1 protein-coding gene is annotated in these 244 nt (G+C 68.4%); it reads right to left on the reverse strand.

Going from position 1 to position 244, the window contains the following annotated elements; all coding sequences use genetic code 11:
• Positions 1-244 (reverse strand): hypothetical protein (locus tag SB764_RS43785; RefSeq protein WP_410867276.1); only part of this gene is annotated, 244 nt, incomplete at both ends.

Below are 244 nucleotides of genomic sequence, written 5' to 3' on the forward strand. Positions count from 1 at the left end.
ATCGGCGCCGCCGGCGATGCGGATGTCGCGGCCGGTCAGGGCGATGTTGCCCTGGCGGGCCAGCACGTCGCTGCCGATCACGGCCAATGACGATCCCGCGTCGATCAGGACATTGCCGGCCACGCTGCCGATGGCGCTGCCGGTATTCAGGCCGCGATGCGTGTCGACCGCATCCGTGACCTGGCGCGTGCCGTAGCTGATGCCTCCCAACGCGCCGAAGCCCGATTTGGCGACCTTGCTGTAT

The sequence above is a fragment of the Paraburkholderia sp. SIMBA_027 genome (assembly GCF_046535315.1).
GTDB classification, from domain to species: domain Bacteria; phylum Pseudomonadota; class Gammaproteobacteria; order Burkholderiales; family Burkholderiaceae; genus Paraburkholderia; species Paraburkholderia tropica.